General features: G+C 67.4%; 24 protein-coding genes. 8 read left to right on the plus strand and 16 right to left on the minus strand.

Going from position 1 to position 26,543, the window contains the following annotated elements; translation table 11 throughout:
* Positions 1–186: 186 nt before the first annotated feature.
* From G539_RS0111765 to G539_RS0111785, 5 genes are all read right to left on the minus strand, one after another.
* Positions 187–1,233, minus strand: coding sequence for a Gfo/Idh/MocA family protein (locus G539_RS0111765; RefSeq protein WP_029075379.1), 1,047 nt, complete (start codon positions 1,231–1,233; stop codon positions 187–189).
* Between the two features lie 281 nt (positions 1,234–1,514).
* A complete protein-coding gene (locus tag G539_RS0111770) occupies positions 1,515–3,140 on the minus strand; it encodes an ABC-F family ATP-binding cassette domain-containing protein (protein WP_029075380.1) in 1,626 nt (541 codons plus the stop codon).
* A gap of 214 nt (positions 3,141–3,354) precedes the next feature.
* Complete coding sequence (locus tag G539_RS0111775; RefSeq protein ID WP_029075381.1) at positions 3,355–3,666, minus strand: I78 family peptidase inhibitor; 312 nt, start codon at positions 3,664–3,666, stop codon at positions 3,355–3,357.
* 133 nt (positions 3,667–3,799) lie between these two features.
* Entirely contained in the window at positions 3,800–4,171 is a 372-nt protein-coding gene (locus tag G539_RS0111780; RefSeq protein WP_029075382.1) for a hypothetical protein, read from the minus strand.
* 53 nt (positions 4,172–4,224) lie between these two features.
* A complete protein-coding gene (locus G539_RS0111785; RefSeq protein WP_156911942.1) occupies positions 4,225–4,590 on the minus strand; it encodes a hypothetical protein in 366 nt (121 codons plus the stop codon).
* Between the two features lie 510 nt (positions 4,591–5,100).
* Between G539_RS0111785 and G539_RS0111790 the strand changes: the two genes are divergently transcribed.
* Both G539_RS0111790 and G539_RS0111795 read left to right on the plus strand, forming a co-directional pair.
* The gene (locus G539_RS0111790) at positions 5,101–5,601 is read left to right on the plus strand and encodes a helix-turn-helix domain-containing protein (RefSeq protein ID WP_029075384.1); all 501 of its coding nucleotides are present in this window, start codon (positions 5,101–5,103) and stop codon (positions 5,599–5,601) included.
* Between the two features lie 81 nt (positions 5,602–5,682).
* A complete protein-coding gene (locus G539_RS0111795) occupies positions 5,683–6,768 on the plus strand; it encodes a hypothetical protein (RefSeq protein WP_029075385.1) in 1,086 nt (361 codons plus the stop codon).
* Between the two features lie 99 nt (positions 6,769–6,867).
* Here the strand turns inward: G539_RS0111795 and guaA are convergent, their stop codons facing one another.
* The 5 genes from guaA to guaB all read right to left on the minus strand — a co-directional run bounded on the left by guaA (position 6,868) and on the right by guaB (position 12,302).
* Positions 6,868–8,430 (minus strand): glutamine-hydrolyzing GMP synthase, encoded by a 1,563-nt coding sequence (guaA, locus tag G539_RS0111800; RefSeq protein ID WP_029075386.1) that lies wholly within the window; start codon positions 8,428–8,430, stop codon positions 6,868–6,870.
* A 137-nt stretch (positions 8,431–8,567) separates the two neighbouring features.
* Positions 8,568–8,867 carry a hypothetical protein gene (locus G539_RS24550; protein ID WP_035831186.1) on the minus strand — a complete coding sequence of 100 codons (300 nt, stop codon included), beginning with the start codon at positions 8,865–8,867 and terminating at the stop codon, positions 8,568–8,570.
* A gap of 82 nt (positions 8,868–8,949) precedes the next feature.
* Complete coding sequence (locus tag G539_RS0111810) at positions 8,950–10,263, minus strand: RsmB/NOP family class I SAM-dependent RNA methyltransferase (RefSeq protein ID WP_029075387.1); 1,314 nt, start codon at positions 10,261–10,263, stop codon at positions 8,950–8,952.
* Positions 10,264–10,275: 12 nt separating this feature from the next.
* A complete protein-coding gene (locus G539_RS0111815) occupies positions 10,276–10,683 on the minus strand; it encodes an MAPEG family protein (RefSeq protein ID WP_029075388.1) in 408 nt (135 codons plus the stop codon).
* A gap of 128 nt (positions 10,684–10,811) precedes the next feature.
* Complete coding sequence (gene guaB, locus G539_RS0111820) at positions 10,812–12,302, minus strand: IMP dehydrogenase (RefSeq protein ID WP_029075389.1); 1,491 nt, start codon at positions 12,300–12,302, stop codon at positions 10,812–10,814.
* Positions 12,303–12,601: 299 nt separating this feature from the next.
* Between guaB and G539_RS0111825 the strand changes: the two genes are divergently transcribed.
* Complete coding sequence (locus G539_RS0111825; RefSeq protein ID WP_156911943.1) at positions 12,602–13,594, plus strand: ATP-grasp fold amidoligase family protein; 993 nt, start codon at positions 12,602–12,604, stop codon at positions 13,592–13,594.
* Positions 13,595–13,710: 116 nt separating this feature from the next.
* Positions 13,711–15,159: an MFS transporter gene (locus tag G539_RS0111830; protein ID WP_029075391.1), complete on the plus strand. Its 1,449-nt coding sequence runs from the start codon at positions 13,711–13,713 to the stop codon at positions 15,157–15,159.
* Between the two features lie 50 nt (positions 15,160–15,209).
* Here the strand turns inward: G539_RS0111830 and G539_RS24555 are convergent, their stop codons facing one another.
* Together G539_RS24555 and G539_RS24560 are read right to left on the minus strand one after the other, a co-directional pair.
* Positions 15,210–15,971, minus strand: coding sequence for an RlmE family RNA methyltransferase (locus tag G539_RS24555; RefSeq protein ID WP_035831188.1), 762 nt, complete (start codon positions 15,969–15,971; stop codon positions 15,210–15,212).
* On the minus strand, positions 15,968–17,392 hold the full coding sequence (locus G539_RS24560; RefSeq protein WP_035831190.1) for a Ppx/GppA phosphatase family protein: 1,425 nt from the start codon (positions 17,390–17,392) through the stop codon (positions 15,968–15,970). Before G539_RS24560 ends, G539_RS24555 begins: the two co-directional genes overlap by 4 nt.
* Positions 17,393–17,735: 343 nt before the next feature.
* Between G539_RS24560 and G539_RS27575 the strand changes: the two genes are divergently transcribed.
* Positions 17,736–18,854, plus strand: a complete 1,119-nt coding sequence (locus G539_RS27575) for a lytic transglycosylase domain-containing protein (RefSeq protein ID WP_245576870.1) — start codon at positions 17,736–17,738, stop codon at positions 18,852–18,854.
* A gap of 91 nt (positions 18,855–18,945) precedes the next feature.
* Positions 18,946–19,428, plus strand: a complete 483-nt coding sequence (locus G539_RS0111850; protein WP_029075392.1) for a VOC family protein — start codon at positions 18,946–18,948, stop codon at positions 19,426–19,428.
* Between the two features lie 9 nt (positions 19,429–19,437).
* Here G539_RS0111850 and G539_RS0111855 read toward each other — a convergent pair whose 3' ends face one another.
* Positions 19,438–20,532, minus strand: a complete 1,095-nt coding sequence (locus G539_RS0111855) for an ATP-dependent DNA helicase (RefSeq protein WP_029075393.1) — start codon at positions 20,530–20,532, stop codon at positions 19,438–19,440.
* Positions 20,533–20,942: 410 nt separating this feature from the next.
* Here G539_RS0111855 and G539_RS24570 point away from each other — a divergent pair, with 410 nt between their 5' ends.
* Positions 20,943–21,755 carry a L,D-transpeptidase gene (locus G539_RS24570; RefSeq protein WP_084639963.1) on the plus strand — a complete coding sequence of 271 codons (813 nt, stop codon included), beginning with the start codon at positions 20,943–20,945 and terminating at the stop codon, positions 21,753–21,755.
* Positions 21,756–21,849: 94 nt separating this feature from the next.
* On the opposite strand, the gene G539_RS0111865 is transcribed toward G539_RS24570, so the two are convergent.
* From G539_RS0111865 to G539_RS0111875, 3 genes are all read right to left on the minus strand, one after another.
* A complete protein-coding gene (locus G539_RS0111865) occupies positions 21,850–23,517 on the minus strand; it encodes an NAD+ synthase (RefSeq protein WP_029075394.1) in 1,668 nt (555 codons plus the stop codon).
* 73 nt (positions 23,518–23,590) lie between these two features.
* Positions 23,591–24,385: a DODA-type extradiol aromatic ring-opening family dioxygenase gene (locus tag G539_RS0111870; protein WP_029075395.1), complete on the minus strand. Its 795-nt coding sequence runs from the start codon at positions 24,383–24,385 to the stop codon at positions 23,591–23,593.
* A gap of 103 nt (positions 24,386–24,488) precedes the next feature.
* A complete protein-coding gene (locus G539_RS0111875; protein ID WP_035831193.1) occupies positions 24,489–25,109 on the minus strand; it encodes a TetR/AcrR family transcriptional regulator in 621 nt (206 codons plus the stop codon).
* 83 nt (positions 25,110–25,192) lie between these two features.
* On the opposite strand from G539_RS0111875, the gene G539_RS0111880 reads away from it, so the two are divergent.
* The gene (locus tag G539_RS0111880) at positions 25,193–26,467 is read left to right on the plus strand and encodes an MFS transporter (protein ID WP_029075397.1); all 1,275 of its coding nucleotides are present in this window, start codon (positions 25,193–25,195) and stop codon (positions 26,465–26,467) included.
* The last annotated feature ends 76 nt before the right edge of the window (positions 26,468–26,543 follow it).

Here is a 26,543-nt window from a genome sequence, read left to right on the forward strand (position 1 = left end):
TATGCCCGCCCCCGATCTAGCGACCGTGGCAATCGATATCAGGCGCTGTGCAGCATGACGGCGCGCACGACGGTTTCGCGCGCCGACATACGGGATCGGTCACCGCATTCCAGGGCGAGAAGGCCGAGTTCGAACCGGACGTCGTCACGCAACGTCGCGAGCCGACTCCAGATCGCTCGCAGCGCGCTAGCCGACCGCCTCGTCCCGTCCCGAGCGGTCCGACTCCTGCGCCAGATCGAGCACCTTCTGGATGGTGGCGGCGCGCCGGAAGGTCGGCTCCTGCGCCTTGCCGGCGCGTACCGCCGCGACGAAGCGCTGATAGTTGGTCTCGACCGGATCGAGCGGCACCTCGCGCCAGGTCGCCGTGTCGAGGTCGTCGCCCCGGCAGACGCGGAGCGTCGAGACGCCGGTGTTGTAGTTTATCTCGAGCGCGCCCTTCTGGCAGAAGATCCGCAGCAGCAGCTCGTCGAGATGGCCGGCCGCCATGCGCGTCGCATGGATGACGCCGACCGCGCCCGTCTCGAAGGCGACGTTCATGGTGAAGCTGTCATTGGCGTCGAGGTCGTATTCGCCGATGCGATTGCCGGGCGCCTTGTCGAAGGTCTTCAGCCGGCCCGACACGCGGGCGATGTCGAGCCCGGCGCCATAGGCGGTGAAGTCGACGATGTGGATGCCGATGTCGCCGAGCGTGCCGTTCGAGCCGTGCTTCTTGGAGAGCCGCCAGAGCCACTTGCTCTCGGTCTGCCAGTCGCCCCAGGCCTTGGCGACGAGCCAGCTCTGCAGGTAGGACGCCTCGACATGGCGGACAGGACCGAGCTCGCCCGAGAGCACCAGCGCACGCCCCTTCTGCAGCGCCGGCGAATTGCGGTAGGTCAGGTTGACCATGCCGACCTTGCCAGAGGCCTCGATCGCTTCCGTCATCTCCATTGCCTTGGCCGCGTCGGTCGCGAGCGGCTTCTCGCAGAAGACGTGCTTGCCGGCGGCGATCGCCTGCAGCGTGGTCGGATGATGGATGCGATCCGGCGTGACGTTGGCGACGGCGTCGAACTCGCCCCAGGCCAGCGCCTCCTCGAGCGTGGCGAACGACCGTTCGATGCCGTGTTCGGCGCAGAAGGCGGCGAGCCGATCCGGCACGACATCGACGCCGCCAACGACACTGACGCCCTCGATGGCGGAGAAATTCCTGGCATGCTGATTGGCCATGCCGCCCGTGCCCAGAATGAGCAGACGCATCTCGACGCTTCCTCCCGGTCCGATGATCCGCCGGGCCGCGGCCTCTTCCCTCCACGGCATGGCAGGCGCGATGGATTGATCACGCTTCCGGATGATAGCGACGCCTTGCCTCTCCGAACAAGGGATGGCGCAGACCGGGCGGCAGACATGCGAACGGCCCGCGCATGGCGGTCCGTCGCTCACGGCACGGCCGGATCACGCCGCCTGAATCATTTTGTGCACGCGCCGCTACAAGCCTCTGTTTTCATTGACAGAAATCAGGGGGATCGAGCGGCCGGCGCCTAGCCAGGATGCAGGCCCGGCGCCTCCCGACCCGTACGGGCGACATATTCGGTATAGCCGCCGCCGAACTGGTGCACGCCCTCCGGCGTCAGTTCCAGCACCCGGTTCGACAGCGCCGCCAGGAAGTGGCGATCGTGCGACACGAACAGCATGGTGCCCTCGAATTCCGAAAGCGCCGCGACGAGCATTTCCTTGGTCGCCATGTCGAGATGGTTCGTCGGCTCGTCGAGGACGAGGAAGTTCGGCGGGTCGAACAGCATCTTGGCCATCACCAGGCGCGCCTTCTCGCCGCCCGACAGCACCCGGCAACGCTTGTCGACGTCGTCGCCGGAAAAGCCAAAGCAACCGGCGAGCGTGCGCAGCGGACCCTGGCCGGCCTGCGGGAACGAGCCCTCGAGCGACTCGAAGACCGTCTCCTCGCCGTCCAGCAGCTCCATCGAATGCTGGGCGAAATAGCCCATCTTGACGCTGCCGCCGACCGTCACCGCCCCCTGGTCGGGCTCGGCCGAGCCGGCGACCAGCTTCAGCAGGGTCGATTTCCCGGCGCCGTTGGCGCCGAGAACGCACCAGCGCTCCTTGCGCTGGATCTGGAAATTCAGTCCCTCATAGATCGACTGGCTGCCATAGCCCTTGTGGACGTTCTTGACGCCGACGACATCGTCGCCGGAGCGCGGCGCGGGCCGGAACTCGAACAGCACCGACTGGCGACGCCGCGGCGGCTCCACGCGCTCGATCTTGTCCAGCTTCTTCACCCGGCTCTGCACCTGCGCCGCATGCGAGGCGCGCGCCTTAAAGCGCTCGATGAACTTGATTTCCTTGGCGAGCATCGCCTGCTGGCGCTCGAACTGCGCCTGACGCTGCTTTTCGCCGAGCGCCCGCTGCTGCTCGTAGAACTCGTAGTCGCCGGAATAGGTGGTGAGCGAGCCGCCGTCGATCTCGACCACCTTGCCGATCACCCGGTTCATGAACTCGCGATCGTGCGAGGTCATCAGCAGGGCGCCGTCATAGCCCCTAAGGAAGGCCTCCAGCCAGATCAGGCTCTCGAGGTCGAGATGGTTGCTCGGCTCGTCGAGCAGCATGCAGTCCGGCCGCATCAGGAGGATGCGGGCCAGCGCGACGCGCATCTTCCAGCCGCCCGACAGCGCGCCGACATCGCCGTCCATCCGCTCCTGCGAGAAGCTCAAGCCGGCGAGCACTTCCCGCGCGCGGCCCTCCAGCGCGTAGCCGTCCAGTTCCTCGAAACGCCCCTGCACGTCGCCATAGCGCGCGACGATGGCGTCCATGTTGTCCATCTGGTCCGGATCGGCCATGGCGGCCTCGAGCTCCGCCATCTCGGCGGCCAGCTCGCTCACCGGACCGGCGCCATCCATCACCGCCGAAACGGCGCTGCGGCCCGACATCTCGCCGACGTCCTGGCTGAAATAGCCGATCGTCACGCCGGCATCGACGGAGACCTGGCCGTCGTCCGGCATCTCCTCGCCCGTCATCATCCGGAACAATGTCGTCTTGCCGGCGCCGTTCGGACCGACGAGCCCCACCTTCTCGCCCTTCTGCAGCGCCATCGAGGCATCGATGAAGAGGATCTGGTGGCCGTTCTGCTTGCTGATGTTGTCGAGGCGGATCATGGAATCACAGGGTCTGGAACAAGGTGAAGCGGCCTGACGGCCAGCCGGCCTCTCCAGAATGCATCCGGGATGCTACGTCAAGGACGAACCCGAGGTTTTCGCGAGCGGCAAGCCATGCGCCGAAGCGCCGCTCCCGGCGAAGCGGCGCCGTTTCTCTCCAGTTTCGGTCACGCCACGACGGCGCCTCGCCGGCTTCGATCGAAGGCGCGGCGACCTAGCCGCAAGTGGCCTGGACGATCCTGCCGGACTTTGGATCGGTCACGATCGTCACCCGCTCGCGCCGGAAGTCCATCGTCACGCCCTGCCCCGGACGGACCTGCCGCACGACCGACGCACCGGTGAGCTGTCGCGCCTCGGCATCGGTGACCCGGTTCTGGCCCTTCAGCGCGTCGGCGGCGTCCGGGCGGCACATGCCTGGCGCAGTCGGCGGCACGGGCGGCACCGGGGGCGAGCTGGTCTGGCAAGCGGCGAGCGTAACGGTGGCCAGCGTCAGGGCGCCGGCGGCAAGGAGGGTCGAATGGGACATCGGAGCCGTTCCTTTCTCAAGCACGGGTCCGCCACCGCATCTTCGACACGGAGGCGGCCCACACAGAGTACAGGATTTTTCGACGAACCCGCAGCGACCGCTCGTTCCCAACTCTCGCCACGGCCGCTTCTGACTAGTCCGCGGGCTTCTTGCCGGACGGCGTACCATCCGGGTTCATCCCGTAGCGGCGGTAGAGTTCCTGTTCGTCGCGCGCCAGCTGGGCGTCCATGCGCGCGTCGGCGCTTCGGGCCATGGCGTTTCGCGCGGCGAGCGCGACCGGCGCCTTGACGAAGCTGGAAAGGCCGGTCGGATCCGCCGAAGCGGCGAGGCTGGTCGCGCCCTGCGCGGCGCCGAAGGCCACCGCTTCGCCATCCAGTTGCTTCTCCAGGGCCCGGGTCTCGTTGGAAAACTGCGATCCCTGGAAATTCGATTGGGAGCTCTGGCAGGCGGCCAGCTCCAGCGCCGCGGCCGCGATCAGAGTCGCCCGGACCGCTCGGGCCTTCATATTCACGCTCAAGATGACGTCCTCGATTGCAGGGGGCGGCCGGGTCGGCACGCCTAGTAGCAGGCGACGCTGAAGGGCTGGCTCTTCGTTGCCGCCGCCGTGACCGGCGCGAGCGCCCGGGCGGCCAGGGCGCCGCCCGGCCCGGCGAAGCTGACGGCGGCCATCGCCCCCGTCGCCGCCATGTGCTGCGCCTGCGCCGCCTTGCCGTGCGCCTGGATCTGGTCGATGCAGGATTGCGCGGAGGCGTAGCCCCGGGCGCGCTCCTTGTCCTCCGCCGTCGCTCCGGACCGGCTTGCCACCGCCTCGGCCGCCGCCTGGCGACCGGCCATGTCGGCCTTGAGCGCTCCCATCCGCGCATCGCTGGTGCAACCGGCCGCGAACAGGCACAGCGCCGCGGCGAGGAACCATCTTGTCCGCATCACAAGATGTTCCCGCTTCGGCTCGCGGTTTTCCGGACGAAGGCGGGAAAGGCCCCTGCCGGCCTCTTGGCGGCGCGTCGCCCGGCGGGGCTCGTAAGTCGTATCCTGCAATTCCATGCTCCCGCTTTGGCCGGCGAGGCAAAGCTCCGCCGGCGACGGGCGCTGGCGCGCCCGAAGGATGAGAAGACCGATTGTGTGTTGGGCGCCTGATCCGGCCGTCAGGCCAGGCGCCGATGCCGGCCGGCCCCTCGCCCTCGCCCTGCCCGAGCGGCAAGTTCCGTCGAGAAAGTCCGACCGCGTCGAGCATTAGCGAAGCCCTTCGCGGGACCGAAGGGCCAATTAGCTACAATTCTTCGCCTAATTTTCCCGGCTCGACTTCTGCGCACCCAGACTCCGGGTCACCGATGCTGCCGCCTGTGATCACGGTCGCTGCGGAATGCAGCGGGACGTTGCATGCCGTGATGGCCGAAACATAGAGTAGTCACCTCCCGCGATCGGAATTGCGCGCCCATGAAGCCAACCGAAGTCACGCCGAAAGAAGTCTTCGACGACGTCCTGGAGATCGAGCAGCATCAGGACGTCGCGCTCGACCCGGAGCAGCGCGCCCTGCTCGCGTCGGACGTATCCTGGCTCGAATATCGCGCCGAGTTTCGCCGGCAGATGATCAAGCAGGGCTTTCTCAAGCATCCCTGGCGCAGCATCTTCGAGGCCGACATGATCTTCACCCTGATCGGCCACAAATGGCTGCAGGGCGAGATTTTGACGGTGAAGCAGGTGGCGACCTATTTCGAGGCGTTCACCAGCGACGTGACGATCACCCGCCACATCGACGACATGGTGGCCTCGGGCACGCTGGTGCGCACGCCCGACCCGAAGGATCGCCGCCGGCTGCTCCTGATCCCGACCCAGCGCCTGTTCGAGATCGGCCGCATCTTCCTCGAGGCGCGCAAGGCGATCGCGCGCAAGCATGGCTATGTCTACGATCCCGCGCGCGCCGCCGCCGGGGAATAGGCGTCAAATTGCAGTCGATCCGCTTTGCGCGCGCCGGAACTCGTCACTAGGCATGACGATCTCCAGCACCCGGGAGAGATCATGCCGAAACGTTCGATTGCCGTCGCCTCCATCCTTGCCTTCCTCGTGCCGTCACCGGCGGCCGTCGCCGCCGACGCGGCCTGTTCCTGCCGCCATCTGGAGAGCCTCCAGCAGGAGCTGCGCAACGCCGAGGCCCTGATCCGGATCCAGGGCGAGATCCGCGACAGGCTCGCCGCCATCGAGGCCCCGCTGATCGAGGCGAAGAAGCGCCCGACCCATCCCGATTCCGACGTCAACATCTATGACCGCTCAATCCGGGAACGGACGAAGATCCTGAGCACCTTCACGCTCCCCCACCCGCAGGCGAAGGGCTATTCCGGCCCAGAGTCGGTCAAGATGAGCTTCGGGACCTGCGAGCAGTCGGCGCGGGACCTCGACGCGCTGAAGGCGGGCTCGCAATGCAGCGAGATCGCCGAGATCAACCTCGCGCACGAGGCCGCGCACCGGGCGGAATGCCTGCAGGCGGGCGCCGCCGAATACTGGAAGCGGCTGCCGAGCCAGATGGCCGCCGAGGAGGTCGTCCGCTACATCGAGCAGGCCGCCGCGCTAAGGGGCCTGCTCAAGAAGGTGCTCGACGACGGCGAGATGATCGTCGAGGCGGAGATGAAGCCCCGGGTCCAGGCGCCGCAATTCGACGTGACCTATTCCTACGTCACCGGCCCGATCCAGTTGCAGGGCCAGAGCTCGCCGGGATCGGACCAGTGGTCCCTCCATGGCAAGGGCCGGCAGGTTGCCAGGATCGCCAGGATGCGGCTGGCCGGGATGACCTGCACCTCGACCGGCCAGACCAACACCGACATCGACATGACGCTGCAGACGGACGGCCTGACCATGGCGCTGCAGGGGAAATCGACCAGCGCGCCGGGCGACGTGAAGGTCCAGTGCCGCGGCGGCCACGGCATGTCGATGCGCCCGCAGCAGGAGACCGGCAAGGGCGCCTATTTCACCGATCAGGAGCTACGGACGGAGACCATCCTGTCCCGCGACATCAAGGGCATGGAGTTCGCCAAGATGCTCGCCAAGGGCGGCCTGTCGGTCACGGGAACGGAAACCGTCACCGTGAAGCTGATCTGCCCGGGGGACTGAACCCGGCATCCGGCACGTCCAACCGCCGGCCTGAAACGACTTCGGCCCGGATCCGATCCGGGCCGAAGCGAATTCTGAACGTCGAAGGCGGCTCGCGCCTTATTCCCACTCGATCGTGCCCGGCGGCTTGCTCGTCACGTCGTAGACGACGCGGTTGACGCCCTTGACTTCGTTGATGATGCGGGTCGCGGCCTGGCCGAGGAACGCCATGTCGTAGGGATAGAAATCCGCCGTCATGCCGTCGACCGAGGTGACGGCGCGCAGCGCCAGCACGGAATCATAGGTACGGCCGTCGCCCATCACGCCAACCGTCTGCACCGGCAGCAGCACGGCGAAGGCCTGCCAGATCGTGTCGTAGAGGCCGGCCTTGCGGATCTCGTCGAGATAGATCGCATCGGCCTTGCGAAGGATGTCGAGCTTTTCGCGGGTGACGCCGCCCGGCAGGCGGATGGCGAGGCCGGGACCCGGGAACGGATGGCGGCCGACGAAGCTGTCGGGCAGGCCGAGCTCGCGGCCGAGTGCGCGCACTTCGTCCTTGAAGAGTTCGCGCAGCGGCTCGACCAGCTTCATGTTCATGCGCGCCGGCAGGCCGCCGACATTGTGGTGCGACTTGATCGTCACCGAAGGGCCGCCCGAGAACGAGACGCTCTCGATCACGTCGGGATAGAGCGTGCCCTGGGCGAGGAACTCCGGCGCGCCCTTGCCGTCGCTGGCGATCTTCTTCGCCTCGGCGTCGAACACGTCGATGAACAGCTTGCCGATGATCTTGCGCTTGGTCTCGGGATCCGAGACGCCCTCGAGCTCGCCGATGAAGAGATCGGACGCGTCGACATGCACCAGCGGGATGTTGAAGTGCTCACGGAACAGCGAGACGACCTGGTCGCCCTCGTTCAGGCGCATCAGGCCGTGGTCGACGAAGACGCAGGTGAGCTGGTCGCCGATCGCCTCGTGGATCAGCACGGCGGCGACGGCCGAATCGACGCCGCCGGAGAGCGCGCAGAGCACCCTGCCCTTGCCGACCTGGGCGCGGATCTTGGCGATCATCTCCTGGCGGTAGCCGGACATCGTCCAGTCCGACTTCATGCCGACGATGCGGTGCACGAAATTCGAAAGCAGCTTGGCGCCGTCGGGCGTGTGCACGACCTCGGGATGGAACTGGACGCCGTAGAAGCGGCGCGCCTCGTCGGCGATCGCCGCGAAGGGCGCGCCATCCGACACGGCGATGACCTTGAAGCCCTCGGGGATCCCCATGACCTTGTCGCCATGGCTCATCCAGACCTGATGACGGCTGCCCTGCTCCCAGACGCCCTCGAACAGCGGCGACGCTTCCTTGACCTCGACGAAGGCGCGGCCGAACTCGCGATGCTCGCTGGTCTCGACGCGGCCGCCGAGCTGGGCGGTCATGGTCTGCTCGCCATAGCAGATGCCGAGGACCGGGATGCCGGCCGCGAACACCGCCTCGGGCGCGCGGGGCGAGCCGATGTCGCCGGTGCTGGCGGGGCTGCCCGACAGGATCACGCCCTTCGGCTGCAGCTTCTCGAAGGCGGCGGCGGCGTTCTGGAACGGATGGATCTCGCAGTAGACGCCGGTCTCGCGCAGGCGGCGCGCGATCAGCTGCGTTACCTGCGATCCAAAATCGATGATGAGAATGCTGTCGGTCATGGAGGCGGTCCGGGCGTCTGAGGGGATTGGCCCCTCGGTTAAGCGATCGCGCCGAAAACTGCAATCGCGGAGCTGCCGATCACGGCGTGCATAGGTGGCAAAACGGCCCCGAAAGGGCCGCCTGCGGTCTCATTCGGTCAGGGCGCGGCCGTCGCCGGCGTATCGACCGCCGGAGCCTCGTCGCCGGGAAGCGGCGGCTCGCTCGCTGCCGGCGTCTGGTTCCAGAGGCCGAACTCCAGGCAACCCTCGGGCGCCGGCCCCTCGACGAAGCGCTCCTGAAGCTTGCGGCAGGCGAAGGCACGCATGTCGCGCGGCAGATACCGGGTGATCTCGACGCCGAGCGGATCGTTCGGATTGGCCGCCGCGAACACGTAGTACGCCCAATACCCGCCGAACAGCACGACCAGGATGGCGATCAGCCTCAACAGCCTGCGCATCGATCTCTCCCCCATTGGCGGAACGCGTCGGGACGCGTTCCTGACTGGCACAAGACCCGCCCGATGCCGACGCGAAGCCGCGTCAGGCCGTGCGCGTCATCACGGAAACGAAGAAGCCATCCGTGCCGCTGACCCGCGGGGTCATCAGCAGGCCATTGGCGAGATAGCGGACCGCCGGGCCGAGGATGTTCATCGATTCCTGCTCATACGCCTCGACGACCGCCTGCGGCGGCACGACGGCGAAACCGGGATGGGCCGCCAGGAACGCCGCGACCTGGTCGGTGTTCTCTTCTTCCAGAACCGAGCAGGTGATGTAGGCGAGCCGGCCGCCGGTCTTGACGTAGCGAGCCGCGGTATCGAGCACCAGCGCCTGGTCCTTGTTGCGCTCGGCGAGGCTGCCCGGCCGGATGCGCCACTTGGCGTCCGGGTTGCGGCGCCAGGTGCCGGTGCCCGTGCAGGGCGCGTCGACAAGCACGAGGTCCATGCGATGTTCGAGATCGTCGAGCACGTCGCTGTTCGGGCGCGGCGTGCGGACCTGCACGTTGCGCACGCCGGCGCGCGCCAGACGATCGTGGATCGGCGCCAGGCGACGACGGTCGCTGTCATGCGCGAAGATCTGGCCGTGGTTCTGCATCGCCGCCGCGAGCGCCAGCGTCTTGCCGCCACCACCGGCGCAGAGATCGAGCACCTGCTGGCCCGGCCGCGCGCCGGCGAATTCGGCGGCGAGCTGGCTGCCGAGATCCTGGATCTCGATCTGGCCCTTCAGGAACGGCTCCGTCGAGGCGATGTGCGGCTCGCCGGAGCCCGGCTCCAGCGGCAGGCGCAGGCACAGCGTCGATAGCGCCGGGCGCTCCGGCGTCCGGCCGATCGCGGCCTCGAGCTGCGCGGCGGCATGGTCGGCCTCGGCCTTCAGCGTGTTGACGCGCAGATCGAGCGGCGCCGGCGTCGCGAGCGCCTGCATCTCGGCGACGACGTCGTCGCCGAAGACGCGCGCCAGATTGGGCGCCAGCCATTCCGGATAGTCGCCGCGCACGAAATCCGGCGCATCGGCAAGGCGGTCGCTCGAAAGCGCGGCGCGTTCCTCGTCCGTCAGCGGCGCCGGCGCGAAACGCTCGCCGGAGAAGAGTTTCTCGATCGCCGCGAGGTCGTGCCCGCGATGCAGGCGGAACAGGCCGAGCAGGATGGCGCGGCCGTCCTCGCCGCCGGCCACGGCCGCGGACGAGTTCTTGTGGCGGAGCGCATCGAAGACGAGATCGCCGATCGCGCGCCGGTCCTTCGATCCGGCGAAGCGGTGCGCGAGGCCCCAGTCCTTCAACGCGTCGGGCGCGGGACGGCGGCGGGTGGCGATATCATCGAGAACTTCGATGGCGGCGGAGATGCGTGCGGCTGGGATCATGGTCCGGGGCTTCTAGAGGATACGGACGGCGAGGTCGAGCCAGAGGAAGAAGACCAGCACGAATCCGGCGAGAAAGCTGACATGCCGCAGCAGGAGCTGCCCGCTGAGCGCGGCGAAGGTATGCACCAGCCGCGAGAGGACGAACAGCCAGGCGACGGAGAGTTCGAGGATCGAGACGCCGTCGATCCCGAACAGGAAGCCGACGACGACGAAGAACAGCAGCGGCAGCTCGAACTGGTTGGCGAGATGGCGGCGCGCCTCCGCCGAGGCGCGCGGCTCGTCGATGCCGGGGGCGAAATCGGTGTCCGGCACGGCGCCGCTCCGGAGCGCCTGCTGTCGCGTGACGCTGAGCCAGAGATAGACGCAGGCGATCAGCACGAACTGGGCGATCGCCGGCCACAGGATGACGGTCTTCAGCATGGAGCCCCCGAGAAGTCGCGAACGGAAGGATGGCGGCCGGGCTTCCCCGGCAGAACGCTAATACGAGCGAGGGGCGGAAGTTCCGCTTCCGCCCCTCGCCTGTTCGTTCCGCGTGCCGAAGACCTGCCTCAGCCGATGCCGGGATAGTTCGGGCTCTCGCGGGTGATGGTCACGTCGTGGGTATGGCTTTCGCGCAGGCCGGCGGTCGAGATGCGCACGAAGCGCGCCTTCTCGCGGAAGGCCTCCAGGTTCTCGGCTCCGACATAGCCCATGGCGGCGCGCAGGCCGCCGGCGAGCTGGTGCAGCACGCCGCCGACCGGGCCCTTGAACGGCACCTGGCCTTCGACGCCCTCCGGCACGAGCTTCAGCGTGTCGCGCACTTCCGCCTGGAAGTAGCGGTCTGCCGAGCCGCGCGCCATGGCGCCGACCGAACCCATGCCGCGATAGGCTTTGAAGGAGCGGCCCTGGTGCAGATAGACCTCGCCGGGGCTCTCTTCCGTGCCGGCCAGCAGCGAGCCGATCATGGCGCAGCGCGCGCCGGCGGCCAGCGCCTTGGCGAGATCGCCGGAATACTTGATGCCGCCGTCGGCGATGACCGGGATATCGGCCTTGTCGGCGGCGGAGACGGCTTCCATGATCGCGGTCAGCTGCGGCACGCCGACGCCGGCGACGACGCGCGTCGTGCAGATCGAGCCGGGGCCGATGCCGATCTTGACGGCGTCCGCGCCGGCATCGATCAGCGCCTTGGCGCCTTCCGCGGTCGCGACGTTGCCGGCCATGACCTGTACGCGGTTCGACAGCTTCTTGACCCGCTCGACGGCCTCGAGCACGCGCTGCGAATGGCCATGCGCGGTGTCGACGACGATGAGGTCGACGCCGGCATCGATGAGCCGCTCGGTGCGCTCGATGCCGTTGTCACCGACCGTCGTGGCGGCGGCGGCGCGCAGGCGGCCCTGCTCGTCCTTGGCGGCGTTGGGGTTGAGCTGGCTCTTCTCCATGTCCTTGACGGTGATCAGGCCGATGCAGCGATAGGCCTTGTCGACGACGACGAGCTTCTCGATCCGGTGCTGGTGCAGCAGGCGGCGGGCCTCTTCCTGGCTGACGCCTTCCTTGACCGTGATCAGCCCCTCGCGGGTCATCAGCTCATAGACCTTCTGGGCCGGGTTCGAGGCGAAGCGCACGTCGCGGTTGGTCAGGATGCCAACCAGGCGACCCGGATTGCCGCCGCCCTCGACGACGGGAATGCCGGAGATTCGGTGCTGCTTCATCAGCGCCAGAGCTTCGGCGAGCGTCGCATCGGGGCCGATCGTGACCGGGTTCACCACCATGCCCGATTCAAACTTCTTGACCTGGCGGACCTCCTCGGCCTGCTGTTCGGGCGACAGGTTGCGGTGGATGACGCCAAGACCGCCGGCCTGCGCCATGGCGATGGCGAGGCGCGCCTCGGTGACGGTGTCCATCGCCGAGGAGATGATCGGAATGTTGAGCTCGATCTCACGCGTCAGGCGGGTGCGGATGTCGACCTCGCCCGGCATGACGAGCGAATGGCCCGGCTGAAGCAGCACGTCGTCAAACGTGAGCGCCTCGCGTCCGGTCGACAATTCAACGATCTGGGCCATGGCCAACGCTCCGAATGCAGAAGACCAACCGGGGGACCAAGGGTCGCCGGTGGCCGGGTTCATCGAATAGGGTTGGCGGTGGTCTCTATCATGTGAACGCGACCCGTGGGAAGGCCTCGTTCGGCAGAATCTGGCTTAGAACCTGCGCGCTGGCCGCAGGGCCGCCCCGTGCCTGCCGCATGGCAATGAACGCGCCGGCTCTTCGCGTTTGGCAGCGAGGTCCGAATCATCGAGAAGCTGCCGCCAGGAAAGCAACCGCCAGGAAGACCGACACGATGTGATCGACCTTGGCTCGCCACGTGGCTGAGATCGAAATGCGCCTGAAAGACACGTCGCTCTACCAAAACTTCCGGCGAATTCGAATCAGGATCAAGTACGGCCTCAATCGGCAGCAGGCACGCCTTCCCTGGATCGGCGAAGCGCTGGTCCGGCGGTGGCATGTCCGGCGCTACGAGAAGGCGATGGGCGCAACGCCTCGCCTGAACCCTCCAGTCACGTTCTCCGAACACCTGATCCATCGCATCCTGTTCGACCGCGACCCGCGCCTGAAGATCGTTTCCGACAAGCTCGCCGTCCGGTCGTTGATCGAAGAACGCGTCGGACCGGACTATGTCGTCCCTCTGCTCGGTGCATGGGATGATGCCGCGCATATCGCGTGGGAGACCCTGCCAACCAGCTACGTACTGAAGCCAAACCATGGATCGGGAATGGTATCAGTCGTTCACGACGCGAGTTCCGTTGATCGCCAGAAGCTTCGGGCCGAGGCTCGGTCATGGCTCGGCACTGACTACTATGATGTCGCACGCGAATGGGGGTATCAGAGCCTGCCTCGTCGCATCCTCGCCGAAACGCTTCTGACTGGCCTGGACGGCGCCCCGCCCCCAGAGGTCCAGGTAATGACCTTTCACGGCAAGGCCGTCCTGATGCGGGTCCTGACGGGCAGGAAAGGCAAGGGTACTCGCCTTGCGAATTGGTTTGACGTGAATGGGGTCGAACAGAACCTTCGCTCAAAGGATATTGCCATCGGATCTTATCGTTTGAGCCGCGACACGGCGCGCCTATTGGCCAGCCTCGCGGGAAGGGCAGCCGTCGGCTTCGACCATTTGAGGGTCGATTTCTACCTCACCGATAGCGGCCCCAGGATCGGCGAACTGACCTCCTACCATGCTAGCGGCATCGTGGAATGGAACGACTTGACCTATGATGAGATGCTCGGGAAGTGCTGGCGAGACCCATCGGAGGCGTCCCGGCGCGCCCAGGGCGAGCCGTTCCTTTTTGATCATGCCCACTGATTACCCACCGAGCAGACCATCTCCGTGCCGCGCACCGGATTGCCGAGCGGAGAGTGACTAGCATCTTCCTCCAACTGGCCTAATGTGTGTTGCCCTGCCTGCCGAGTTGGAGCTCCATGACTCCACATCGCCCGCCCGACCGTATCCTGCTCCCGTTGATCGTCGCCTGCGCGCTGTTCATGGAGAACCTCGATTCGACGGTGCTCTCGACCTCGCTGCCGGCGATCGCGCGCGACTTCGGCGTCAGCCCGATCGATCTCAAGCTGGCGCTGACCTCCTATCTGCTGACGATCGCCGTCTTCATCCCCGCCTCCGGCTGGGTCGCCGACCGGTTCGGCGCGCGCGCGGTCTTCCGCCTCGCCATAACGCTGTTCACGCTCGGATCGATCTGCTGCGGGCTGTCGAGCTCGATCCCCGAGATCGTCGCCTCGCGCGTGCTGCAGGGCATCGGCGGCGCCATGATGGTGCCGGTCGGGCGACTGGTGATCCTGAAATCGGTCTCGAAGTCGGAACTGGTCGGCGCGCTGGCCTGGCTCACCGTGCCCGCCCTGATCGGCCCCGTCGTCGGACCGGTCGTCGGCGGCTTCATCACCACCTATTTCGACTGGCGCTGGATCTTCTGGATCAACGTGCCGATCGGCGTCCTCGGCATCGTGCTGGCCACGCTGTTCATTCCCGACATTCGCGGCGAGGAGCGAGTCCGCTTCGATTTCGTCGGCTTCCTGCTGACGACGTTCGGCATCGCCGGCTTCATCACCGGATCGACCTCGCTCGGCCTCAACCTGATGCCGTGGTCCTATGTCTTCGCGCTGCTGTTCGGCGGCGCCGCGCTGCTGACAACCTACTTCTTCTACAGCCGCCGCGTCGCCAACCCGATCCTCGACCTGTCGCTGTTCACGATCCCGAGCTTCGCCGCCAGCGTCATCGGAGGCATGCTGTTCCGCATCGGCATCGGCGCGCTGCCCTTCCTGCTGCCGCTGATGCTGCAGATCGGCTACGGACTGACGCCGTTCCAGTCCGGCACGATCACCTTCGTCTCGGCGCTCGGCGCCATCGCGATGAAGTTCGTCGCGCCGCCGCTGCTGCGCCGCTTCGGATTCCGCCGCGTGCTGATCGCCAACTCGTTCATCGCCGCGTTCTTCGTCGCGATCCCGGCCGCCTTCTCGATCGGCACCTCGATGCACCTGATCACCGGCCTCTTGTTCATCGGCGGGTTCTTCCGTTCGCTGCAGTTCACCAGCGCCAATGCGCTCGCCTTCGCCGACGTGCCGCTGGCGAAGATGAGCCGCGCCACCAGCATGACCAGCGTCTTCCAGCAGCTCTCGCTGTCGCTCGGGATTTCGGTCGGCGCCATCGCGCTGCAGCTGACCATGACGGCGCATGGCGGCGCGCTCGGGCTCGCCGATTTCCACCCGGCCTTCCTTGCCGTCGGCCTGATCTCGCTCTGCTCGGTGATCGCTTTCCTGCGCATGCCGCATGACGCGGGCGAGGAGATGTCCGGCCGCCGCGTCGTCACCAAGGAACTGGCGCCCGACCCGGTCACGGCGATGCGCGAACGGGCCTAGCCACTTCGTCGGTTGGGAATCTCTTCGCGCGAAGCGGGAGAGCGAGCGGCTTACGGCCGCCAGCCCTCGTCCGTGCCCTCGTCGTCACCGCCATCACGCGGGTCGACGGCCGACTTGCGGCCCTTGAAGCCCTTGGCGAGCAGGAAGAGCTCGACCGAACCAGCGCGGCTGGCCGGCGGCTTGATGTGATAGACCTGCGCGAAATGCTGCTTGAGTTGGGTCAGCACCGTGCCTTCGGCGCCGCCGCGGAACACCTTGGTCAGGAAGTGGCCGCCGGGCTTCAGCACATTGAGGGCGAAATCGACGGCGACCTCGCAGAGATGCGTCGTCCGCAGGTGATCGGTCTTCTGGTGCCCGGTCGTCGGCGCCGCCATGTCGGACATGACGACGTCGGCCGGTCCCCCCAGAGCCTCTTCGAGCAGGGCCGGCGCGTCCTCGTCGAGAAAATCCTTCTGGAACAGGATGACGCCCGGCAGTTCGTCCATCTCGAGATAGTCGATGGCGACGACCAGCTTGTTGTCGTCGGTCGAGCCGACGCGCTCGACGGCGACCTGCGACCAGCCGCCCGGCGCGGCGCCGAGATCGACCACCTTCATGCCCGGCGCCAGGATCTTATGCTTGTCGTCGATCTCGATCAGCTTGTAGGCGGCGCGCGAGCGATAGCCCTCGCGCTTCGAGCGCGCGACATAGGGATCGTTCAGCTGGCGCTGCAGCCAGCGCTGCGACGAGGCCGTCCGTCCCCGGGCCGTCTTGACCCGGACGGTCAGTTCGCGCCCGCCGGAGCCCCTGCCCTTGTTTCTATCGGAGCTCATTGACCACGTCCCCCTTGCCGATGCGGCGCGCGGCGCCAGACGCCGTCCTCAGCCATCATCTCCACCAGGATCCCTTCGCGCAGCCCCCGATCGGCTACCCGCAGGCGCTGGCAGGGCCAGCGGCGGCGAATGGCCTCGAGGATCGCGCAGCCCGCGAGCACGAGATCCGCGCGTTCCTTGCCGATGCAGGGATTGGCGATGCGCGCGGCATAGTCCATCCCCGTCAGCGTGTTCATCATCAGATTGACCTCGTCCGCCGACATCCAGGTGCCGTCGACGCGGCGACGATCATAGCGATCGAGCCCGAGATGGACACCGGCCAGCGTCGTGACCGTGCCGGAGGTGCCCAGCATGTGCAGGTTGCCGGCGGCGACCGCCTGGTCGAGCGCCGGCGCCTCGGGAAAGGCGCTCAGCATCTCGGACACTTCCACCACCATCGCCTCGAACACCTCGGCGGTGACCGTCTCGCCGCCGTGCCGCTCGCTCAGCGTGACGACGCCGACCGGCAGCGACGCCCAGGTGCGGATGCGGTCGGACATGCGCCGTCGCCGTCCCTCGACAGGCCGGGTCAGGTCGATCCAGACCAGTTCGGACGAGCCGCCGCCGATGTCGAAAAGCAGCACGCCGTTCGAATTGGGATCGATCAGCGAGGCGCAGCCGGAGACCGCGAGGCGTGCCTCCGTCTCGCGCGAGACGATCTCGAGCGCCAGGCCCGTCTCGCTGCGCACGCGCTCGAGAAAGATCGGGCCGTTCTCGGCCGAGCGACAGGCTTCGGTGGCGATCAACCGGGCGCGCGCGACGCCGCGATCGGCGAGCTTGGACCGGCAGATCCGCAGGGCGTCGACGGCCCTGTCCATGGCCGCCTCGCCGAGCCGGCCGCTTCGCCCGACGCCCTCGCCCAGTCGCACGATGCGCGAAAACGCATCGACGACGCGAAAGCCCCGCTCGCGCGGCTGCGCGATCAGCAGGCGGCAATTGTTGGTGCCGAGATCGAGGGCGGCGTAGAGCGTGTCCGGCGGCGCCGCGCTTTCGGCATGGGCAGGCTCGGCCTGACGGGCTTGCGTCCGCGCCGGCTGCGGCTGGGCCGGTGCGTGAGCGTGACGTGCGGGCGCGCCGCCGGGTCGCCCCGGAGCGCCGGACTTCGCGTTCGCCTGACCACGATTGTTCGCGCCGCGCTCGACAGGCCCCGAACGAGCCTTCTCCGCGGCCTGCGCCGCGATCGGCTTTTCGCCGGCGGCATAGACGGGCCGGCGCTTCTTGCGCCGCCTGCCCTTCTTCTTGCCCGGCGACCCCGCGCCAGGGCCACGATGCCCCTGGCCAGAACCGCCGACGGTCCCGACATGATTCCGCGCAGTCGTCGCGGAATCGCTGACGGGCGCCCTGGAGTCCGCGCTTTGCGGCTCCTCGCCCGATACTGTCACATCAAATCCTTCGGCCGCGCGAACACTGGGCAATGAGGCCCGGCGCGCAGCTCATCGCGTGCCTTGTTGGTTCCAAGTTTAACAGTATGTAGCGACGGCACAAGCGCCGCCGGGTCCGAAGCACTCGATCCGGTCGCGAACGGGGCCCCGAACGCCCCATCGGCCGCTCCCGAGGCCGGAAAGTGCCGTCCTGGACCGTCCCCGCGCGACCGACTTTCCCTCGGGCGCACCGCGGTTTCGCATGGGCGCAGCCGCCGCATGGCGTCAAAATGCACAAGCCGGCTTGCCTGATGATCCGTCCCATGAGAGTTTTATGAGACGATTAACCAGGCTTGGAGCCTCCTTGATCCCCCCCCCGCTCCCGATGCGCCGCGTCTCCGGCCGCATCCGATCCGCGTTCAAGACAAGGATTCTCGGCGTTCTGTTGCTGGCGGCCTGTGCGCTTGCCCCGGCGGCGGCGGGCGCCGACGAGAAGCCGTCGCAGGAAGCGATCGAAGCGCGCATCGCGCATTATGCCAAGGCCTATGGCATCCCGTTCGCGCTGCTGCGCAAGGTGGTCAAGTCGGAGAGCACGTTCGATCCGGGCGCCCGCAACGGTCCCTATTGGGGCCTGATGCAGATCCGGCACGACACGGCGAAGGGCCTCGGCTACGCCGGCCCGGCTTCCGGTCTGCTCGATGCGGAAACCAACCTCGTCTATGGCGGCGCCTATCTCGCCAACGCCTACATCATCGCCGGCGGCGACACGCAACAGGCCCACAATCTCTACCGCAAGGGCTATTACTACGAAGCCAAGCGCAAGGGCCTGCTGGCGAAGCTGATCAAGGTGCCGATGGGCATGACGCCGGTGATGGTCGCCGGCAAGACGGTGGCACGCCCCGCCGGCACGAAGCCGGATAGTGAAGCTGTGATGGTCGCGGCGAACGATACGCCCGCGCCGGAGCCGATCGTGGTGGCGGCCGCGCCCGCCGCCCCTGCGGCGCCGATGGCGAAGCCGGTCGCCAAGCCCGCCCTCCTGCGCGCCGCCGTGGCCGAGCCGCTGGTGGTCGCCAAGGCGGAAATCGCCCCCATGGACGTCCTGCCGCGCCGCAGTCCGGCCGCGCCAAGCCGTCTGACCGCCCTGGTCGAGACCGAGAAAGGCGCACCGCGCGGCCTGCTCTATGCCGTGCCGCTCAAGGCGTCGACGCGGCTCGCGCACGCCGCGACAGCAGAGGAAATGCTCGCGCGTCCCGAGATGGCGCTGGCCGACACCACGTCCGGCTTTGCAAGTCGCGCCACGGCCGCCGCGCTGGCGCCGGCATCACAGCGCGCCGTCGCCGCCAAGCTGCCCACCGCCGTCCGCCTTGCGGCATCGCATGACGGCACGCTGTCGGAAATCCCGGCCTGCTGCCAGATGCCCTCGGCCAGCGGTGACGTCCTCCCCCTGCCCCGCAGCCGCCCCGTCGGCAGCCGCGTCGAGTGATCCATCCCTCCGCACCGCCCTCGCCTTGACCATTCCGCTCCCGCCTGCCTAGCCTGACGCTAGGTCAGGAACTGCGCGGGAGGGAACGATCATGCGGACATTCACCGAGGGCGGCACCATGCAGGTCGCCTATGTCGTGCGCGACCTGGAAACGGCGATGAAGCGGCACTGGGAGGTGTTCGGCATCGGCCCCTGGGACATCTACCAGTTCGAGGCCGGCAAGGTTCAGGACTACGTCTATCGCGGCAAGCCGGCGGCGCACACCTGCCTGATCGCCGTCTCCTGGAGCGGCGACACCCAGCTCGAACTGATGCAGCCGCTGACGGGCTACAGCATCTATGACGAGCACCTCGAAAAGCATGGCGAGGGGCTGCACCACATCAAGCTCTTCTATGCCGACTGCAAGAAGGCGGTCGCCGACTTCGCCCGCAAGGGCTACCCGGTCATCCAGAGCGGCCGGATCGACGAGGACGAGCACTACTATCTCGATACCGAGAAGGACTTCGGCTACGTGATCGAGCTCGGCAATGCCGGCCGCATCCGGCCGGCGGAGCGTGTCTATCCGCCGGCGTGAGGCGGTGCCTCAGCGGACGATGGTGATCCGCTTCGCGGCCCGGGTCAGCCCGGTATAGAGCCAGCGGTCGCGGTGCTCGCGGAAGGCATAGCTCTCGTCGAACAGGACGAGATTGTCCCACTGCGAGCCCTGCGACTTGTGCACCGTCAGCGCGTAGCCATAGTCGAACTCGTCCGAGTTGCGGCGCTGCGCATAGGGCAGGTCCTCGCCGCCATTCTCGAAGAAGCTCGGATGGACGGAGACCTTCACGGCCTTGCCGGTCGCGTCCTCTTCCGGCTTCACGGCGAGGCGCAGCAGGCTCTTGCGCGGCGCGGCCAGCTCCGACACCACCCAGGTGCCGCCGTTCAGCAGGCCCTTCTGCTTGTCGTTGCGCAGGCAGACGAGCTTGTCGCCGACCGCCGGCATCGGGCTGAGCAGGCCCTTCAATTCGCGGATACGCTGGTTGTAGAGGCGGCGCGTCTTGTTGGTGCCGACCAGCACCTGGTCGGCCGCCAGGATCTGCGCCGCGTCGATCTCGCGCCGCGAGATCACCCGGCTCTCGCCGTGCTCGCCATATTCGATCGTCTCGCCGGCGCGCACCTGCATCGACAGGCGGATGATCGGATTGTCCTGCGCCTGCCGATGCACCTCGGTCAGCATCGCGTCCGGTTCGGCCTCGGTGAAGAAGCCGCCGCCCTTGACCGGCGGCAGCTGGGCCGGATCGCCCAGCACCAGCACCGGGGTGCCGAACGACAGCAGGTCGCGGCCGAGCTCCTCGTCGACCATCGAGCATTCGTCGATGATGATGAGATCCGCCTTCGACGCGGCGCTCTCGTGGTTGATCGCGAAGACCGGCTGCTCCTCGTCCTCGCTGGCGCGCGGCCGGTAGATCAGGCTGTGAATCGTGCCGGCGCCCTCGCAGCCCTTCGAGCGCAGGACGTGCGCCGCCTTGCCGGTAAAGGCCGCGAAGGCGACGTCGCCGTCGATATCCTCGGCGATGTGGCGCGCCAACGTCGTCTTGCCCGTGCCGGCATAGCCGAACAGCCGAAAGACGGGGCTATCCCCGCGCCGCAACCAATCCGATACGGCGGAGAGCGCACTTTCCTGTTGGGGCGACCAGCGCATGAGAACTCCGAACTGTGATCCGCCCCCTGATATCCGATTCATCCGCTCCATGCAGGCGGCCGGGACAAGAAACGTCGCGTCATTTCGGCAACAGTAGGCCGGCGCGGTACGGCCGCCTCCGAAACATGGTTAACGCGCCTTGGTTTCGGCCCATCTCGGTCGCATAGATAAGGCCTTCGCCGCATCACCAGTAGTGTGAAATTGACGTGATTGACCCAGGGTGTGGCCGATTTGTCATTGCGGCCAAAGGCGAAAGCAACCAGTAAGAATGCAGGTCATTCTTGTTGGATCGCGCCGCCAGGCGACGGCGGATTCGAGCCGTTCGAGACGATCGGCACCGGATTCGCGCTCCCCCGGCGTTCCGGTTTTCATTGGGTTCGTCCCAGCATGATGATGAAAAGGAACAGGCTTTGAACAGCACGAAGCCTTCGCAGTCGGCGAGCAAGCTGAGCCGTCGTTCGTTCATGATCGGCCTGCCTGTTGTGCTCGCCGCGTGCCAAACCACGCCGCCGCCCGGCCAGTCCGCGATCACGACTCCGACTCCGTCCTATTCGAGCGAGCCGCTCATCGATCAGGGCTATGCGTCGATGTACGGACCAGTCGGCGGCGAGCCGTTTCCGATCTCGGCGATCGATCTGAAGAAGATCAATCCGCGCTACTACCGCCAGATGGTCGACCTGCCGTCCGGCATCCAGGCCCAGCCCGGCACGATCGTCGTCGATCCGTACAACCACTTCCTCTATCTCGTCTACGAGAACGGACGCGCGCTGCGCTACGGCGTCGGCGTCGGCCGCGAGGGCTTCGCCTGGTCGGGCGACGCGACGATCCAGGCCAAGCAGCAGTGGCCGAAGTGGCATCCGCCCAAGGAGATGCAGGCCCGCGATCCGGCCGCCGCGAAGTGGCCCGACGGCATGCCCGGCGGCCCCACCAATCCGCTCGGCGCCCGCGCGCTCTACCTCTATCAGGGCAATGTCGACACGCTGTACCGCATCCACGGCACGACGCAGCCTTGGTCGATCGGCAAGTCGCTGTCGTCCGGCTGCATCCGCATGATGAACCAGGACATCCTGGATCTCTACAGCCGCGCGCCGATCGGCACCAAGGTCAAGGTGCTGGGCAATTCGACGCCCGAGCCGGTCGCCGCCAGCGAGCCCAAGGACGATGCCGCACCGAAGCGCGGCCGCAAGACGGCGCAGAACGCCGCCGCGACGCCGGCCATCTGACCGCACCGCCGGAACAAGCGGAAAGGCCCTCCAGCGGAGGGCCTTTTTCTTTGTCCGGATGAAAGAGCGTCCGCGCCGACGGTAGCGGCGCGGCTCACGCCTTGTCGCGGAACTTGTTGGTGATCGGGTAGCGGCGGTCGCGGCCGAAATTGCGGCGGCTCAGCTTGACGCCCGGCGCCGCCTGGCGACGCTTGTATTCGGCGATCGCGAGCAGATGCTCGATGCGCCGCACCGTCGCCTCGTCATGACCGCGCGCGATCACGTCGCCGACCCGCATCTCGCCCTCGACCAGGCTCTCGAGAATGTCGTCGAGCACCTCGTAGGGCGGCAGCGAATCCTGGTCGGTCTGGTTCTCGCGCAGTTCCGCCGTCGGCGGCTTGGTGATGATGCGTTCGGGAATGACCTCGCCGGACGGGCCGAGGCAGCCGGCCGGCACGACGCCGTTGCGGTAGCGCGAGATCGCGAAGACCTGGGTCTTGTAGAGATCCTTGATCGGGTTGAAGCCGCCATTCATGTCGCCATAGAGCGTGGCGTAGCCGACCGACATTTCCGACTTGTTGCCGGTGGTGACGACCATGGCGCCGAACTTGTTCGAGATCGCCATCAGGATCGTGCCGCGGGCCCGCGATTGCAGATTCTCTTCGGTGATGTCGGCCTGGCGGCCGGCGAACATCGGCGCCAGGGCGTGCATGAAGCCTTCGACCGGCTCGGCGATCGGCACGATGTCGTAGCGCACGCCGAGCTTGTCGGCGCAGGCCTTGGCGTCGACCAGGCTGTCCTCGGAGGTGTAGCGATAGGGCAGCATCACGCAGTGGACGCGATCCGCACCGAGCGCGTCGACGGCGACCGCCGCGACGAGCGCCGAGTCGATGCCGCCGGAGAGGCCGAGCACGACGCCCGGAAAGCCGTTCTTGCCGACATAATCGCGCAGGCCGAGCACGCAGGCGAGATAATCGGCCGCCTCGCCCTCCTCGACGCGAGCCTTCGGCCCCTCGACGCAGGACCAGCCATCGCCGTCGCGCCGGAACTCGACGACCTGAATCGCCTCCTGGAAGGCCGGCATCTGCACGGCCAGCGAACCGTCGCCGTTGAGGACGAACGAGCCCCCGTCGAAGACCAGCTCGTCCTGGCCGCCGAACTGGTTCAGATAGACGAGCGGCAGGCGCGATTCCGTCACGCGCGCCACGGCCACGTTGAAACGCTGATCCATCACGCGGCGGCGATAGGGCGAACCGTTCGGCACCAGCAGGATCTCGCCGCCGGTCTCGGCGATGCACTCGACCGGATCGGGGCCCCAGATGTCCTCGCAGATCGGCACGCCGACGCGGACGCCGCGCAGCACCACCGGGCCCGGATGCGGTCCCGGCGTGAAGACGCGCTTCTCGTCGAAGACGCCGTAGTTCGGCAAATCAACCTTGAAGCGCACCGCCTCGATGCGGCCGTTGTCGCAAAGCGCGTAAGCATTGTAGAGCGCGTCATCCTCGCGCCATGGCAGTCCGATCAGCACGGCCGGCCCACCATCGGCGGTGTCGGCGGCGATCGCCTCGCAGGCGGCGCGGCAGGCATCCTGCAGCGCCGGCTTCAGCACGAGGTCCTCCGGCGAATAGGCCGAGAGGAACAGTTCGCTGAACATCACCGCGTCGGCGTTTTCCGCCGCGGCCATCGCGCGCGCGGCGCGCGCCTTCGCGAGATTGCCGGCGATGTCGCCGACAATCGGATTGATCTGGGCAAGGGCGATGCGGAGCGTATCGGGGCGGGTCATGCTCTCGCTTTACCGCGCCGCCGCAGCGGCGGCAACGGGGTGTCGCCTGCCGCCGCGAAATCCGCGCCGCGGCTCAGCCGAAGCGGTACATGTCCATCGAGAGCGCGGAATACTCATAGGAATTATGGATGCGCTCGCCCCTCGCCCCCTCGCCCGCCGCGCCGAGCGCGACGAAGAAGGGCATGAAGTGATCATCCTCCGGATGCGCCATCACGGCATGCGGCGCGCGGGCGCGATAATCGACCAGCGCCTCGGCGTCGCCCGCCGCGGCACGATCGGCGACCCAGTCGGCGAATTCGCGCGCCCAGTCGACCGGCTCGGCATCGACGGCCGGCATGCCGCCCGGATTGCGGAACAGAACGCGCAGATTATGCGTCGCCGCGCCGGTGCCGATCACCAGCACGTTCTCCTCGCGCAGCGCCGCGATCGCACGGCCGAGCGCCAGGTGATGCGCGGCGTCGCGATGTGGCTGGATCGACAACTGCACCAGCGGGACATCCGCGTCCGGCCAGACCAGCGACAGTGGGATCCAGGTGCCGTGATCGAAGCCGCGTTGCGGCGCGACGTCGACCGGCAGGCCCGCGGCGCGCAGCTGGTCCGCCACTTCCGCCGCGACGGCGGCATCGCCCGGCGCCGGATAGTTGATCTCGTAGAGCGGCTTCGGGAAGCCGCGGAAATCATGGATCATCTCGGGATGCGGGTCCGAGACGACGGTGGGCGTCTCGGTCTCGAAATGGGCGGAGACGACGAGCACGGCGCGGGGACGCGCGACGGTGGAGGCGAAATCCTGCAGGAAGCGATGGGCGGGCGTGTCGGTCAGCGCCAGCATCGGCGAACCATGCGACAGGAAGAAGGTGGGAAGCGACATCGGACTATCCTTTGCGTGTTGAGCAAAAGGTAGTCCCGACGCGAATGATCCAGAAGATGCACAAGGAAGCACGCAGTGTTCAGCCTGTGTGATCAATCTGCCGTCACGACTTGAGGCTGGCCTCGATCAGGCGGTCGGCCGCCGCAGCGAGCGAGCGCGAAGGACCGCCCTCCCCGAACAACTGGCCGCTGGCGTAGGCGCCCTCGGCGAGAAGATAGAGCCCGTCGCCCAGCGCCTCCGGCTCCGCCGCCCCCATCGCCCGCGCCATCTCGGTGAAGCGCCGGCGCAGCTCGCGCTTGTTCTCGACGGCCACAAGACGCGCGGGATTCTCCCTGTCGGGAAACTCGACGGCCGCATTGGTCATGCCGCAGCCGCGATACTCAGGGCTCTGCGAGCGCGTGCCGACACCGGCCATGTAGGCGATGACCTGCGCGCGCGGATCGCCGGGATGCCTGGCCATCACGGCGTCGAAGCGCGCCCAGAAGTCAGCGTCATAGTCGCGCATATAGGCGGCGGCCAGTTCGTCCTTGGACGCGAAACTGCGGTAGAGGCTTGGCTTGGTGACGCCGGCCCGCTCCACGATTTCCTCGATGCCGACGGCGCGAATGCCCTGGCGATAGAAGAGTTCGCGCACCGTCGCGCGGATGCGATCCGCGGCGCGCGGCCTCGCCTCCGCCAGCCCCTTGCCGGCCTTCGTAGCGAGCTGATCGCTTGCGCCTGACAAAACTTCCCTCCTGGCACGCTTGACGATGTAACTGAACGGTACGTATCATACTGCATCCAACCCGAAACGGAACGGTCAGTAACATGAATATGGTTCGCCAGCGGCCATTTGGCCAGCGCTATGCCTTTGTCGTCGCCGGCGTCGTGTTCCTCAGCCTTCTGGCCGCCGCCGGCCTGCGCGCGGCGCCCGGCGTCCTCATCCTTCCGATCGAATCGGCCTTCGGCTGGAGCCGCGACACGATCTCGCTCGCCGCCGCCATCGGCATCTTCCTCTACGGGCTGACGGGCCCCTTCGCCGCCGCGCTGATGCAGAGCTTCGGCATCCGCCGCACCCTGATCGGGGCGCTGCTGGTGATGTCGGTCTCGACGGCGGCCAGCTACTTCATGACTGCGCCCTGGCAATATGTCGCCACATGGGGCGTCCTGTCCGGCGTCGCGTCGGGCGCGGTGTCGATGGTGCTCGGCGCCACCATCGTCAACAGGTGGTTCGTCACCAATCGCGGCCTCGTCATGGGCCTCCTGACGGCCAGCACGGCGACCGGCTCGCTGGTCTTCCTGCCCGGCATGGCCGCCCTGGCCGAGTGGCAGGGCTGGCGGGCGGTGGTGATCGCCGTCTCGATCGTCTCGGCCATCCTGATCCCGCTGGTCTACTTCTTCCTGCCGGAGCGCCCGCGCGACATCGGACAGCTACCCTACGGCGCGTCCGGCCCGGACGAAGGAGCGTCTGTCCCGCGCGGCAATCCGCTCGTCAATGCCTTCGTAGTGCTGTTCGAGGCGGCCCGCACGCGCACGTTCTGGTTCCTGTTCGCGACCTTCTTCATCTGCGGCTTCACGACCAACGGCCTCGTCGGCACCCATATGATCGCTTTCTGCGGCGACATGGGCATCCCGGCCGTGCAGGCGGCCGGCCTGATGGCGGCCATGGGGCTGTTCGACATCATGGGCGCCACGGGATCGGGCTGGCTCAGCGACCGGCTCGACCCGCGCAAGCTGCTCTTCGTCTACTACAGCCTGCGCGGCCTGGCCTTGATCTACCTGCCCTTCTCCGACTTCAACCTGTACAGCCTGACGCTCTTCGCCGTGTTCTTCGGCCTGGACTGGATCGCGACGGTTCCGCCGACGCTGCGCCTCGCCAACGAGGCCTTCGGGGATCGCAAGACGCCGGTCGTGTTCGGCTGGATCGTCGCGGGCCATCAGTTCGGCGCCGCCTCGGCCGCCTATATGGCGGGCTACATGCGGACGGTGGAGGGCAACTATTTCAACGCCTTCCTGATCGCCGGCGCCACCGGCATCCTCGCCGCGCTGCTGTCGCTGCTGATCGCCCGCCGGCGCGTCGAGCTCGAAACTGCGATCGCATGACCAGGAATTGAGACGCTAGGCCATAGCCGACCCGCACGCTTCGCGTGTAAAAGGGGGCCATGGCGCCCCGAGCGCC

The organism is Kaistia adipata DSM 17808, assembly GCF_000423225.1.
In the GTDB taxonomy this organism is placed as follows: Bacteria; Pseudomonadota; Alphaproteobacteria; order Rhizobiales; family Kaistiaceae; genus Kaistia; species Kaistia adipata.